A 13,711-nucleotide genomic window follows, 5' to 3' on the forward strand; every position below is an offset into this window, starting at 1 on the left:
ATTATGGCACACTTCCCCGGTTTACTCTCGTTCTCAGACAGGTACTGAACCGTGAAAATCCTCGTTGATGAAAATATGCCCTATGCCCGCGAGCTTTTTAGTCGCCTGGGCGAAGTCGAGGCGGTCCCCGGCCGTCCCGTCCCCGTCGATGCGCTGACCGGCGCCGATGCGTTGATGGTGCGCTCGGTCACGAAAGTCAATGAAGCGCTGCTCGCCGGCAAGGCAATTCAATTCGTTGGCACCGCGACAGCCGGTACCGACCATGTCGATCGGGCGTGGCTGCAGCAGGCCGGAATTGGCTTCTCTGCCGCGCCGGGTTGCAACGCGATTGCGGTCGTGGAATATGTTTTCTCGGCGCTGCTGATGCTGGCCGAGCGCGACGGTTTCGCGCTGACCGATCGTACCGTCGGGATCGTTGGCGTCGGCAACGTTGGTGGGCGCCTGCAAAAGCGTCTGGAAGCGCTGGGGATCAAAACGCTGTTATGCGATCCGCCGCGTGCCGAACAGGGAGATGAAGGCGACTTCCGCACTCTGGATGAGCTGGTAGAGGAAGCGGACGTTCTGACGTTCCACACGCCTTTATATAAAGAAGGCCGCTATAAAACCCTGCACCTGGCGGATGAGGCGCTGATTCGCCGTCTGAAACCGGGAAGCGTGCTGATTAACGCCTGCCGCGGGCCGGTGGTGGATAACGGCGCGCTGCTGGCCTGCCTGCAAAGCGGGCAAGCGTTGAGCGTGGTGCTCGATGTCTGGGAACCTGAGCCGGATTTGAACCTTGCGCTGCTGGATCGCGTAGATATTGGCACCCCGCACATTGCGGGCTACACCCTCGAAGGCAAAGCGCGCGGGACGACGCAGGTTTTTGAAGCCTACAGCGCCTTTATCGGTCATCCGCAGCAGGTGGCGCTGGATACGCTGCTGCCTGCCCCGGAATTTGGCCGTATCACCCTGCACGGTGCGCTCGATCAGTCAACGCTGAAACGATTGGTGCATTTGGTGTATGATGTGCGCCGCGATGATGCGCCGCTGCGAAAAGTGGCCGGCGTACCGGGTGAATTTGACAAGCTGCGCAAAAATTATCAGGAACGCCGTGAATGGTCATCACTGTACGTGCAGTGCAGCGATGTGCAGGCGGCGACGCTGCTGCGACAGCTCGGTTTTAATGCCGTCCATCACCCCATTCGTTAATATCTTCTTAATGACCCTGTTGGATACTCCTGCAGGGTCGCTTTTCTCTGGAGTAAACCACCATGTCTGAAGGCTGGAATATTGCCGTACTGGGCGCAACGGGCGCCGTCGGCGAAGCCCTGCTCGACACCCTTGCTGAACGTCAGTTCCCGGTGGGGGAGATCTATGCGCTGGCGCGCACTGAGAGCGCGGGAGAGCACCTGCGTTTTAGCGGTAAGTCAGTGATCGTGCAGGATGCTGCCGTATTTGACTGGACCCAGGTACAGCTGGCCTTTTTTGCCGCCGGCGTTGAAGCGAGCGCGGCCTATGTTGACGATGCGACCAATGCCGGTTGTCTGGTTATCGATCTCAGCGGTCTGTTCGCGCTGGAGCCGGACGTGCCGCTGGTGGTGCCGGAAGTGAACCCGTTTGTGCTGGCCGATTACCGCAATCGCAACGTCATCGCCGTTCCCAACAGTCTGACCAGTCAGCTGCTGACGGCGCTGAAACCGCTGATCGATGAGGGCGGCCTGTCGCGTATTAGCGTGACCAGCCTGATTTCCGCTTCCGCATACGGCAAAAAAGCCGTGGATGCGCTGGCAGGGCAGAGCGCGAAGCTGCTCAACGGTATCCCCATCGATGAGGAAGATTTCTTTGGCCGTCAGCTGGCGTTTAACATGCTGCCGCTGCTGCCGGATCGCGAAGGCAGCGTGCGCGAAGAGCGCCGTATTGTCGATGAAGTTCGCAAGATCCTCCAGGATGAAGGATTGATGGTTTCAGCCAGCATCGTGCAGTCGCCGGTATTCTACGGTCATGCGCAGATGGTGAACTTCGAAGCGATGCGTCCGCTGGCGGCAGAAGAGGCCCGCGATGCCTTCGCTCGCGGCGAAGATATTGAGCTGTCCGCTGAGCGCGAGTTCCCGACTCAGGTCGGCGATGCTTCAGGTACCGCGCAGCTCTCCGTTGGCTGTGTGCGCAATGATTACGGGATGCCGGAACAGATTCAGTTCTGGTCCGTTGCCGATAACGTGCGCTTTGGCGGCGCGCTGATGGCGGTGAAAATCGCTGAGAAACTGGTGCAGGAGTATTTGTACTGATGTCAGAGATGGAGCAGCAGCCGGTCTATAAAATCGCGCTGGGCATCGAGTACGACGGCAGCAAATATTACGGCTGGCAGCGGCAAAATGAAGTTCGCAGCGTGCAGGAGAAGCTGGAAAAGGCGCTCTCGCAGGTGGCAAATGAAGCGATTAACGTATTCTGCGCCGGTCGCACCGACGCCGGTGTTCATGGCACCGGCCAGGTGGTGCATTTTGAGACCCACGCGCTGCGCAAAGACGCGGCCTGGACGCTGGGCGTCAATGCGAATTTGCCGGGTGATATCGCCGTCCGCTGGGTGAAACATGTCCCGGACGATTTTCACGCCCGCTTCAGCGCTACGGCGCGCCGCTACCGTTACGTCATCTATAATCACCGTCTGCGTCCGGCGGTGTTAAGCCAGGGCGTAACGCATTATCATCAGCCTCTGGATGCGGAGCGGATGCAGCGCGCCGCCCAGTGTTTGCTGGGGGAAAATGATTTCACCTCATTTCGCGCGGTGCAGTGCCAGTCGCGCACGCCGTGGCGGAATATTAACCATATTAGCGTCACGCGGTATGGCGCGTATGTGGTGGTGGATATCAAAGCGAATGCCTTTGTACATCATATGGTAAGAAACATTGTCGGCAGCCTGATGGAAGTGGGGGCCGGTAACCAGCCGGAGAGCTGGATTGCAGAACTTCTGGCGGCGAAAGACAGGAAGCTGGCCGCCGCGACGGCAAAAGCAGAAGGGTTGTATCTGGTGTCGGTGGACTATCCGGCCCGCTACGATCTGCCGGTGATGCCGATGGGCCCGCTGTTCCTGGCGGACTAACATTAACGCTTTATCCTTCAGGCTGCCTGTTTGTTGGCTGCATCTGAGCGTTCCGGTCGGCGATTTTTTTCTGCGGCCGGAAACGACCAGTTTGTCGCCGCACGGCATCCTGGCCGATTTTGTGTCGTGTCATTAAGGACTCATACAATATGGACCTGATTCGCTTTTTAATTGATTTCATCCTGCATATTGATGTGCATCTGGCTGAGCTGGTTGCCGATTACGGTATCTGGGTTTACGCTATTTTGTTCTTGATTCTGTTTTGCGAAACGGGTCTGGTGGTGACGCCATTCCTGCCCGGTGATTCGCTGCTGTTCGTGGCCGGTGCGCTGTCGGCGCTGCCGACGAACGATCTGAACGTGCATCTGATGGTAGTATTGATGGTCATTGCGGCCATTGTCGGCGATGCGCTGAACTACACTATCGGACGGCTGTTTGGCGAAAAGCTCTTCAGTAACCCCAACTCGAAGATTTTCCGTCGCAGCTACCTGGATAAAACCCATTCGTTCTATGAGCGCCACGGCGGCAAAACGATTATCCTTGCGCGTTTTGTGCCGATCGTCAGAACCTTCGCGCCGTTTGTGGCGGGAATGGGCCATATGTCCTATCGTCATTTTGCCGCGTATAACGTGGTTGGCGCGCTGCTGTGGGTTCTGCTGTTTACCTACGCAGGCTACCTGTTCGGCGATTTGCCGATCGTTCAGCAAAACCTGAAGCTGCTGATTGTCGCTATTATTGTTCTGTCGGTGCTGCCAGGAGTCATTGAAATTATTCGCCACAAACGCGCAGCGGCGAAGCAGACGAAATAAGCCTCCAGCCTTTATCTTCTTCGGGCGGCGCGTCGTTGCCCGAAGAGGGAAGTGTGAGCGGTACGACCACTTTTTTATCCCATGTTACGGGATGTTATGATTTAATGTGCAACATTCATGGTCTGTAAGGGTCAAAAATGGCATTATGCGCCCCTTACGACAAAACTGGCATTGACCAGGTTCAGGCAGAAAGGTTATCAATGAGCTGGATTGAACGAATTAAAAGCAATATCACTCCCACCCGCAAGGCGAGCATTCCTGAGGGTGTATGGACTAAGTGCGACAGCTGCGGGCAGGTTCTGTACCGCGCGGAGCTGGAGCGCAACCTGGAGGTTTGCCCTAAGTGCGATCACCACATGCGTATGTCGGCGCGTAATCGCCTGCATAGCCTGTTGGACGAAGGTTCCCTGGTGGAGCTGGGAAGCGAGCTCGAGCCGAAAGATGTGCTGAAGTTCCGCGATTCGAAAAAATACAAAGACCGTCTGGCGTCGGCTCAAAAAGAGACCGGTGAAAAAGATGCGCTGGTGGTCATGAAGGGCACTCTGCACGAGATGCCGGTTGTCGCAGCAGCATTCGAATTCTCCTTTATGGGCGGTTCGATGGGTTCGGTTGTTGGCGCGCGCTTCGTGCGCGCGGTAGAACAGGCGCTGGAAGATAATTGCCCGCTGGTTTGCTTCTCCGCTTCCGGCGGCGCGCGTATGCAGGAAGCGCTGATGTCGCTGATGCAGATGGCGAAAACGTCAGCCGCGCTGGCAAAAATGCAGGAGCGTGGCCTGCCGTATATCTCCGTGCTGACCGACCCGACCATGGGCGGCGTATCGGCGAGCTTCGCGATGCTGGGCGATCTCAACATTGCAGAGCCGAAAGCCCTGATCGGCTTTGCGGGTCCTCGCGTTATCGAGCAGACCGTACGTGAGAAACTGCCGCCGGGATTCCAGCGCAGTGAGTTCCTGATTGAAAAAGGGGCGATCGATATGATCGTTCGTCGCCCGGAAATGCGTCTGAAGCTGGCCAGCATTCTGGCGAAGCTGATGAATCTTCCGGCGCCCAGTCAGGACGTCTCTCACGAAGGTGAGGTGGTGCCACCGGCACCGGATCAGGAACCAGAGGCCTGATAATTCGGAGGGCAGGCCTGACGGCGCTGCCCTTTTTTAATTCTATGCGCCATCATTCAAACTGCGGCGCGGCGGCAAGGCTAAAGCCCCGTCAGGCCCGGCCCAATGGACTGCGCGGGTGACGAGCGCTGCCGGCAAGAGGCAGTTTGAAGGATGAAGCGTATTTACCGTTAATACTCGCGGACATCATGGAAAAAGAACCTATTCCTCAGGCCACGTCGCCCCTGGCTACGTGGCTTTCCTATCTGGAACACCTGCACAGTAAAACCATCGATCTGGGACTGACCCGCGTGAGCGAAGTCGCCGAACGGATGGCGGTGTTAAAACCAGCGCCGTTCGTCTTTACGGTGGCGGGAACCAATGGTAAAGGAACCACCTGCCGTACGCTGGAGTCTGTGCTGATGGCGGCAGGCTACAAGGTCGGGGTTTACAGTTCGCCGCACCTGGTGCGCTATACCGAGCGCGTGCGAGTACAGGGCGCGGAGCTGCCGGAAGCGGCGCATACCGCCTCTTTTGCGGAAATTGAAGCGGCGCGCGGTGAGATTTCCCTGAGCTATTTCGAATTTGGCACGCTCTCCGCGCTGTGGCTGTTTAAGCAGGCGCAGCTCGATGTGGTGATCCTCGAGGTCGGTCTCGGCGGGCGTCTTGATGCCACCAACATCGTCGATGCGGATGTGGCGGTGGTGACCAGTATCGCCCTGGATCATACTGACTGGCTGGGGCCGGATCGGGAAAGCATTGGTCGCGAGAAGGCCGGTATCTTCCGTGCCGGCAAACCGGCCGTTGTTGGCGAGCCGGAGATGCCTCATTCCATTGCTGAAGTGGCCGCCGGGAAAGGCGCGATGCTTCTGCGACGCGACGTCGACTGGCGCTATGGCGCCGATGCGCAGACGTGGTCGTTCAGCGACGGGGAGGGAACGCTGACGGATTTACCGTTGCCGCAGATCCCGTTGCCGAATGCGGCAACCGCGCTGGCGGCGCTGCGGGCCAGCCGACTTCAGGTGAGCGAGCCGGCGATTCGCGACGGCATTAAACAGGCCATGTTGCCGGGGCGTTTTCAGATAATCAGCGAAGCGCCGCGTGTTATTCTCGACGTGGCGCATAACCCTCACGCGGCCGCCTGGCTTGCCGGACGTCTCAAAAGCCTGTCGAAAACGGGGCGCGTGCTGGCGGTTGTTGGTATGCTGCATGATAAGGATATTGCCGGCACGCTGGCAAATCTGACGGCGGAAGTGGATAGCTGGTACTGCGCGCCTCTGGAAGGGCCGCGCGGCGCAACGGCGCAACAGCTGCAGGCGCATTTGCGCGCAGGAAAAGCTTACGCCAATGTGGCTCAGGCCTGGCATGCGGCGATGGCCGATGCCAGACCGCAAGATACGGTGCTGGTGTGTGGTTCATTCCATACGGTGGCGCATGTAATGGAAGAAATAGAGGCGGGGAGAATCGGTGGCGAGTAAGTTTCAGAACCGTTTAGTCGGGACGATTGTGCTGGTCGCGCTGGGGGTGATTATCCTCCCGGGTCTGCTTGACGGTCAGAAAAAGCATTATCAGGACGAGTTCGCGGCAATTCCACTGGTGCCAAAACCGGGCGATCGCGATGAGCCGGATATGCTTCCGGCGGCGACGCAGGCACTTCCGGCTCAACCGCCGGAGGGAGCGGCTGAAGAGGTCAGAGCGGGGGATGCCGCTGCGCCGTCATTGGATCCGTCGCGCATCCCGGTTAACAGCAACAGTTTCGATGATGCGCAGGAGCCGGTTGTCGCGCCGAAGCCGCAGCCGCAGCCCAAACCACAGGCCCAACCTCAGACTCAGCCTAAAGCACAGCCCCAGTCGCCGAAGCCGGTTGAGAAGCCGCAGCAACAAACCGTTGCTCAGACGCCGCCGGCGAAACCGGCAGAGATACCTGCTCCGACCGGCAAAGCCTATGTGGTGCAGCTCGGCGCGCTGAAGAATGCGGATAAGGTCAATGAAATCGTCGGTAAGCTGCGTTCCTCCGGCTTTAAGGTCTACACGTCGCCTTCGACGCCGGTTCAGGGTAAAATTACCCGTATTCTGGTCGGCCCGGACGCGTCAAAAGATAAACTGAAAGGGCAGCTTGGCGACCTGAAACAGATCTCCGGTCTGAGCGGTGTGGTCATGGGATATAGCCCCAACTAATCTTGCCCCGCTCCGCGCTGGTGAGAGCTAAAGCTCCTGTCTGACGCGCTTTCAGGAGGCGAAAGACAGCATGGCGTTGAATGTTTTTTCAGCGCTATTTTTATTTCTGTAGGGCACGGAAATCCCTACGCAAACGTTTTCTTTTTCTGTTAGAATGCGCCCCGAACCGGACGACAGGGCGTAAATCGTGGGATGTTTATGGTCTGGATTGATTACGTCATTATAGCGGTGATTGGTTTTTCCTGTCTGGTAAGCCTGATCCGCGGCTTTGTTCGTGAAGCGTTATCGCTGGTAACCTGGGGATGCGCTTTCTTTGTCGCCAGTCATTACTACACTTACCTGGCTGTCTGGTTCACGGGCTTTGAAGACGAAATGGTCCGCAATGGGATTGCTATCGCGATACTGTTTATCGTAACGCTTATCGTTGGCGCCATCGTTAACTATGTGATTGGCGCACTGGTGGAGAAAACGGGCCTGTCGGGTACCGACAGGGTGTTAGGGATCTGTTTTGGCGCCCTGCGTGGCGTGCTGATTGTCTCTGCGATTCTGTTCTTTCTCGATAGCTTTACCGGTATGGCGAAAAGCGAAGACTGGCAAAAGTCAGAGCTTATCCCGCAGTTCAGTTTCGTTATCAGATGGTTTTTTGACTATCTGCAAAGCTCGTCAAGTTTCTTGCCCAAAGCATAAGCGTTGGGATGTGGCTGAACGAGGAAAAGACGTATGTGCGGTATTGTCGGTATCGCCGGTGTTATGCCGGTAAACCAGTCGATTTATGACGCGTTAACGGTGCTTCAGCATCGTGGCCAGGATGCCGCAGGCATCATCACTATTGATGCAAATAACTGTTTCCGTTTGCGTAAGGCGAACGGGCTGGTGAGCGACGTTTTTGAAGCTCGTCATATGCAGCGTATGCAGGGCAATATGGGTATTGGCCATGTTCGCTATCCTACGGCGGGCAGCTCAAGCGCCTCCGAGGCGCAGCCTTTCTATGTCAACTCACCGTATGGTATTACGTTGGCGCATAATGGCAACCTGACCAATGCGCACGAGCTGCGTAAGAAGCTGTTTGAAGAAAAACGCCGCCATATCAACACCACCTCCGATTCCGAAATTCTGCTCAATATTTTCGCCAGCGAACTGGATAACTTCCGCCATTACCCGCTGGAAGCCGACAATATCTTTGCGGCAATTGCGGCGACCAATCGGCAGATTCGCGGCGCTTACGCCTGCGTGGCGATGATCATTGGTCACGGGATGGTTGCCTTCCGCGATCCAAACGGCATCCGTCCTCTGGTGCTGGGGAAACGCGATGTCGGCGATGGCCGTACCGAGTATATGGTCGCCTCCGAAAGCGTGGCGCTGGATACCCTGGGCTTCGAATTCCTGCGCGATGTGGCGCCAGGTGAAGCGGTCTATATTACCGAGAAGGGCCAGCTGTTTACCCGCCAGTGCGCTGAGAACCCGGTCAGCAACCCGTGCCTCTTTGAGTACGTCTATTTTGCTCGCCCGGACTCGTTTATCGATAAGATTTCCGTCTACAGTGCGCGCGTTAATATGGGCACTAAACTGGGTGAGAAGATCGCCCGCGAATGGGAAGATCTGGACATCGACGTGGTCATTCCGATTCCGGAAACCTCCTGCGATATCGCGCTGGAAATTGCCCGTATTCTCGATAAACCTTATCGCCAGGGTTTCGTAAAAAACCGTTACGTTGGCCGGACGTTCATCATGCCCGGTCAGCAGCTGCGCCGGAAGTCGGTGCGTCGTAAGCTCAATGCCAACCGCGCTGAGTTCCGGGATAAAAACGTGCTGCTGGTGGATGACTCCATCGTGCGTGGCACCACCTCGGAGCAGATCATCGAGATGGCGCGCGAAGCCGGTGCGAAAAAAGTCTATCTGGCTTCCGCTGCGCCGGAGATTCGTTTCCCGAACGTTTACGGCATTGATATGCCGACGGCAACCGAGCTTATCGCCCACGGTCGCGAAGTGGACGAAATCCGCCAGCTCATCGGAGCTGATGGCCTTATCTTCCAGGATCTGAACGATCTGATTGATGCCGTGCGTGCGGAAAACCCGGATATTCAACAGTTTGAATGTTCGGTATTTAACGGCGTGTACGTCACCAGGGACGTAGACCAGCAGTACCTCGATTATCTCGATTCCTTACGTAATGACGATGCGAAAGCGGTGCAGCGTCAGAACGAAGTGGAAAACTTAGAGATGCATAACGAAGGCTAAGCCACACCTTTGTTGTCAAAGCCCGCCGTCGCCAGACTGCGGGCTTTTTGCTTTGCGGGCCCGATGGCCCGGCTTGACGCTTAGCGGGCCGCAAGGCTTGCGTCCGGTGCTATAATCCGGCAAAGTCTGCCCCATTATGTGGAAGAGGCAATCATCGTGAAACGACTTATTATTGGTATCTCCGGCGCCAGCGGCGCCATTTACGGTGTGCGATTGCTTCAGATTTTACGCGATGTGCCTGCCGTCGAGACGCATCTGATCATGAGTCAGGCAGCGCGGCAGACGCTGGCGCTGGAGACCGAGTATTCCCTGCGGGAGGTGCAGGCGCTGGCGGATGTGGTCCATGATGCGCGCGATATCGCCGCCAGCATCTCGTCGGGGTCGTTTAAGACGGCCGGTATGGCGATCCTGCCTTGTTCCGTGAAAACGCTTTCAGGAATTGTGCACAGCTATACCGATGGTCTGCTGACCCGCGCGGCGGACGTTATCCTCAAAGAGCGCCGCCCGCTGGTTCTGTGCGTGCGGGAAACGCCGTTCCATCTCGGGCATCTGCGCCTGCTGGTTCAGGCCGCGGAGATGGGCGCGGTGATCATGCCGCCGGTCCCGGCCTTCTACCATCGCCCGCAAACCCTCGATGATGTGATTAATCAGACGGTCAACCGGGTCATCGATCAGTTCGATATTACCCTTCCCCAGGATCTCTTTACCCGCTGGCAGGGGCCTTCTGACGCACTAAAGTAGTGCGTGCCGTGAACTTTTGCGTCTCCGCAGTGCAATTTTGTCGCCCCGATCAAATCCTCGACATTTAATTGGTTTTTTTGCGTCAGGCCACTGCGGTTTGCCCATCAATGCTGCTATCTTCCCTCTCAAGACAATCTTGCAACTTTATATTAACAAATTTAACGCTGTTTCCAGCACGCACTGAGAAGATGGCATAAAACCTGCAGGATGAGTCGGCTACACACATAACGAAACAACGCACCATATAACAACATCACGACACTTAAGGGTATTGTATGAAGAAGACGATCCTGGCCCTCTCTTTAATCATGGGAATCAGCAGCGCTTCCAGCGTTTTTGCCGCGCTGCCGCAAAGTATCCGTATCGGCACCGACCCTACCTACGCGCCTTTTTCATCGAAGGATGCGAAAGGTGACTTCATCGGCTTTGATATTGATTTGGGCAATGAACTGTGTTCGCGCATCAAGGTGAAATGTACCTGGGTGGGGAGTGACTTTGATTCACTGATTCCCTCGCTGAAGGCGAAGAAAATTGACGCCATTATCTCTTCATTATCGATTACCGAAAAACGTCAGCAGGAGATTGCCTTCTCTGACAAGCTGTATGCCGCTGACTCCCGTCTGATTGCAGCGAAAGGCTCATCAATCCAGCCAACGCTGGAATCCCTGAAGGGCAAACACGTCGGGGTGCTGCAGGGGTCAACTCAGGAAGCGTACGGCAATGAGCGCTGGCGTAGCCATGGCGTGGATGTCATAGCCTACCAGAACCAGGATCTGATCTATTCCGACCTTACTGCCGGCCGTCTTGACGCTGCCCTGCAGGATGAAGTCGCCGCCAGCGAAGGCTTCCTCAAACAACCTGCCGGTAAAGATTTCGCCTTTGCCGGTCCCTCTGTTAAAGATAAAAAATTCTTCGGCGATGGTACCGGCATCGGCCTGCGTAAAACCGACAGCGAGCTGAAAGCCGCTTTCGACAAAGCGTTGGCTGAAATGCGTAAAGACGGGACCTACGACAAAATGGCGAAGAAATACTTCGACTTTAACATCTACGGCGACTAAGCATGCCGCTGGCCCGGGAAACCGGGCCTGATGGATTTCGCACGTCCGTATCTGCACTATATCGGTGCAACCCCGCCAGCAATGTCCTGCTTTGGTGCATAAAAGGCGATTTTGTCGGGCGCTTAATGCATAGTTAAGCGTTTATGCTGCGAAATAATTGGCCTCCCGGCGCAGAATGCTTTGCCTTACCGGGGCGAATAATGGCACGATAACTGCTGTAAGTACTTCTAAAAAACTCGTTAGAATGACAGTCTGTTGAGGATAGTTATGAAAAAACTGGCGTTGTCTCTTTCTTTAGCGCTGGCCCTTTCCAGCGTTAGCTCGGTATTCGCAGCCATTCCGCAAAAACTCCGTATCGGTACCGATCCAACTTATGCCCCGTTCGAATCGAAAAATGCACAGGGTCAGTTGATTGGTTTTGACATCGATTTGGCAAAAGAGCTGTGTAAGCGTATCAATACGCAATGTACCTTCGTTGAAAACCCGCTGGATGCGCTGATCCCCTCTTTAAAAGCGAAGAAAATCGATGCGATTATGTCTTCGTTATCCATTACCGAAAAACGTCAGCAGGAAATTGCTTTCACCGACAAACTTTACGCTGCGGATTCCCGTCTGGTCGTGAAAAAAGGTAGTGATATCACGCCGGATCTCGCCAGGCTGAAAGGCAAGCGTGTCGGTGTGCTCCAGGGGACAACCCAGGAGACCTACGGTAATGAGCACTGGGCGCCGAAAGGCATTGAAATTGTCTCCTACCAGGGCCAGGACAATATCTATGCCGACCTGACCGCCGGGCGTATCGACGCAGCGTTCCAGGATGAAGTGGCCGCGAGCGAAGGCTTCCTCAAGCAGCCAGTGGGCAAAGATTACCAGTTTGGCGGTCCGTCGATTAAGGATGAAAAACTGTTTGGCGTCGGCACCGGCATGGGCCTGCGTAAAGAGGACAACGAGCTGCGTGAGGCGCTAAATAAAGCCTTCGCGGAAATGCGCAAAGATGGCACCTACGACAAGCTGGCAAAAAAATATTTCGATTTTAACGTGTACGGTGACTAAGCATCATACGTACCCCATCGCGCGCATGTTGGCGCGCGATGGTCGATGACAGACAGGGCAGACAGCATGCTGTACGGGTTTTCACAGGTTATTTTACAGGGCGCTCTTGTCACACTGGAGCTGGCTCTTAGTTCGGTCGTGCTGGCGGTCCTCATTGGTCTGGCGGGTGCCGGAGCAAAGCTATCGAGCAATCGACCGCTGGCGCTGGTATTTGAAGGCTACACCACGTTAATTCGCGGCGTGCCCGATCTGGTGCTGATGCTGCTGATTTTCTACGGTCTGCAGATTGCGCTGAATACGCTCACCGATGCGCTGGGACTATCGCAGTTTGATATCGACCCGATGATCGCGGGGATTATTACGCTGGGCTTTATCTACGGCGCCTATTTTACGGAAACCTTTCGCGGCGCTTTTATGGCGGTTCCGAAAGGACATATCGAAGCCGCAACCGCTTTTGGCTTCAGCAACGGGCAGACCTTCCGGCGGATCCTCTTTCCGGCAATGATGCGCTATGCGTTACCGGGGATTGGCAACAACTGGCAGGTTATCCTCAAGGCAACGGCGCTGGTGTCTCTGCTGGGACTGGAAGATGTGGTCAAAGCCACCCAGCTGGCAGGGAAAAGCACCTGGCAGCCGTTCTACTTTGCGATCGTCTGCGGTCTGGTTTATCTCGTGTTTACAACCGTTTCCAATGGTGTACTGCTGCTGCTTGAACGCCGTTACTCCGTGGGCGTGAAGAGGGCTGACCTGTGATTGAGATTATTCAGGAGTACTGGAAATCCCTGCTGTGGACCGACGGCTATCGCTTTACCGGGGTGGCTATCACGCTGTGGCTGCTGATCTCCTCGGTGGTGATGGGCGGCATACTGGCGGTATTTCTCGCTATCGGACGCGTCTCTGCGAATAAATACATTCAGTTCCCAATCTGGCTGTTTACCTATGTGTTCCGCGGTACGCCGCTGTACGTGCAGCTGCTGGTGTTTTACTCCGGGATGTATACCCTGGAAATCGTCAAAGGCACCGAGCTGCTGAACGCCTTTTTCCGCAGCGGCCTCAACTGTACGGTGCTGGCGTTAACGCTCAATACCTGCGCTTATACCACGGAGATTTTTGCCGGGGCTATCCGATCCGTTCCTCCCGGGGAAATTGAAGCGGCGCGGGCCTATGGTTTCTCATCGGTCAAAATGTATCGCTGCATTATTTTGCCGTCTGCGCTGCGTATCGCGCTGCCTGCGTACAGCAACGAAGTGATTCTGATGCTGCACTCCACCGCGCTGGCCTTTACCGCCACCGTGCCGGATCTGCTGAAAATCGCCAGAGATATTAACTCGGCGACCTATCAGCCGTTTACCGCTTTCGGGATTGCCGCGGTGCTCTATTTAATGATTTCGTATGTGCTGATTAGCTTGTTCCGCAAGGCGGAAAAGCGCTGGTTGCAGCATATCAAACCTTCTTCGACGCATTGAG

14 protein-coding genes are annotated in these 13,711 nt (G+C 55.9%); all 14 read left to right on the plus strand.

Annotated elements, in window-relative coordinates; all coding sequences use genetic code 11:
* Positions 1-51 precede the first annotated feature (51 nt).
* The 14 genes from pdxB to Electrica_RS07135 all read left to right on the plus strand — a co-directional run bounded on the left by pdxB (position 52) and on the right by Electrica_RS07135 (position 13,710).
* Positions 52-1,188 (plus strand): 4-phosphoerythronate dehydrogenase PdxB, encoded by a 1,137-nt coding sequence (pdxB, locus tag Electrica_RS07070; RefSeq protein WP_141964079.1) that lies wholly within the window; start codon positions 52-54, stop codon positions 1,186-1,188.
* A 62-nt stretch (positions 1,189-1,250) separates the two neighbouring features.
* Positions 1,251-2,264, plus strand: coding sequence for an aspartate-semialdehyde dehydrogenase (locus Electrica_RS07075; protein WP_131048242.1), 1,014 nt, complete (start codon positions 1,251-1,253; stop codon positions 2,262-2,264).
* The gene (gene truA / locus Electrica_RS07080; protein WP_100682811.1) at positions 2,264-3,076 is read left to right on the plus strand and encodes a tRNA pseudouridine(38-40) synthase TruA; all 813 of its coding nucleotides are present in this window, start codon (positions 2,264-2,266) and stop codon (positions 3,074-3,076) included. The genes Electrica_RS07075 and truA overlap by 1 nt, the downstream gene beginning before the upstream one ends.
* A 149-nt stretch (positions 3,077-3,225) precedes the next feature.
* Complete coding sequence (locus Electrica_RS07085; protein ID WP_100682810.1) at positions 3,226-3,885, plus strand: DedA family protein; 660 nt, start codon at positions 3,226-3,228, stop codon at positions 3,883-3,885.
* Between the two features lie 200 nt (positions 3,886-4,085).
* Positions 4,086-5,000: an acetyl-CoA carboxylase, carboxyltransferase subunit beta gene (gene accD, locus Electrica_RS07090; protein ID WP_202395313.1), complete on the plus strand. Its 915-nt coding sequence runs from the start codon at positions 4,086-4,088 to the stop codon at positions 4,998-5,000.
* Positions 5,001-5,188: 188 nt separating this feature from the next.
* Positions 5,189-6,457 carry a bifunctional tetrahydrofolate synthase/dihydrofolate synthase gene (gene folC / locus Electrica_RS07095; protein ID WP_131048239.1) on the plus strand — a complete coding sequence of 423 codons (1,269 nt, stop codon included), beginning with the start codon at positions 5,189-5,191 and terminating at the stop codon, positions 6,455-6,457.
* On the plus strand, positions 6,447-7,157 hold the full coding sequence (dedD, locus tag Electrica_RS07100; RefSeq protein ID WP_141964081.1) for a cell division protein DedD: 711 nt from the start codon (positions 6,447-6,449) through the stop codon (positions 7,155-7,157). Before folC ends, dedD begins: the two co-directional genes overlap by 11 nt.
* Before the next feature lie 198 nt (positions 7,158-7,355).
* Complete coding sequence (gene cvpA, locus Electrica_RS07105; RefSeq protein WP_100682852.1) at positions 7,356-7,844, plus strand: colicin V production protein; 489 nt, start codon at positions 7,356-7,358, stop codon at positions 7,842-7,844.
* Between the two features lie 33 nt (positions 7,845-7,877).
* On the plus strand, positions 7,878-9,395 hold the full coding sequence (gene purF, locus Electrica_RS07110; protein ID WP_100682806.1) for an amidophosphoribosyltransferase: 1,518 nt from the start codon (positions 7,878-7,880) through the stop codon (positions 9,393-9,395).
* A gap of 156 nt (positions 9,396-9,551) precedes the next feature.
* Entirely contained in the window at positions 9,552-10,136 is a 585-nt protein-coding gene (locus Electrica_RS07115) for a UbiX family flavin prenyltransferase (protein ID WP_100682805.1), read from the plus strand.
* Positions 10,137-10,411: 275 nt separating this feature from the next.
* Entirely contained in the window at positions 10,412-11,194 is a 783-nt protein-coding gene (gene argT / locus Electrica_RS07120; RefSeq protein WP_131048237.1) for a lysine/arginine/ornithine ABC transporter substrate-binding protein ArgT, read from the plus strand.
* 267 nt (positions 11,195-11,461) lie between these two features.
* Entirely contained in the window at positions 11,462-12,244 is a 783-nt protein-coding gene (hisJ, locus tag Electrica_RS07125) for a histidine ABC transporter substrate-binding protein HisJ (protein WP_131048236.1), read from the plus strand.
* Between the two features lie 66 nt (positions 12,245-12,310).
* The gene (locus Electrica_RS07130; protein WP_004865186.1) at positions 12,311-12,997 is read left to right on the plus strand and encodes a histidine ABC transporter permease HisQ; all 687 of its coding nucleotides are present in this window, start codon (positions 12,311-12,313) and stop codon (positions 12,995-12,997) included.
* Positions 12,994-13,710: an ABC transporter permease gene (locus Electrica_RS07135; RefSeq protein WP_131048235.1), complete on the plus strand. Its 717-nt coding sequence runs from the start codon at positions 12,994-12,996 to the stop codon at positions 13,708-13,710. Before Electrica_RS07130 ends, Electrica_RS07135 begins: the two co-directional genes overlap by 4 nt.
* The last annotated feature ends 1 nt before the right edge of the window (position 13,711 follow it).

The organism is Klebsiella electrica, assembly GCF_006711645.1.
Taxonomy (GTDB): Bacteria; Pseudomonadota; Gammaproteobacteria; order Enterobacterales; family Enterobacteriaceae; genus Klebsiella; species Klebsiella electrica.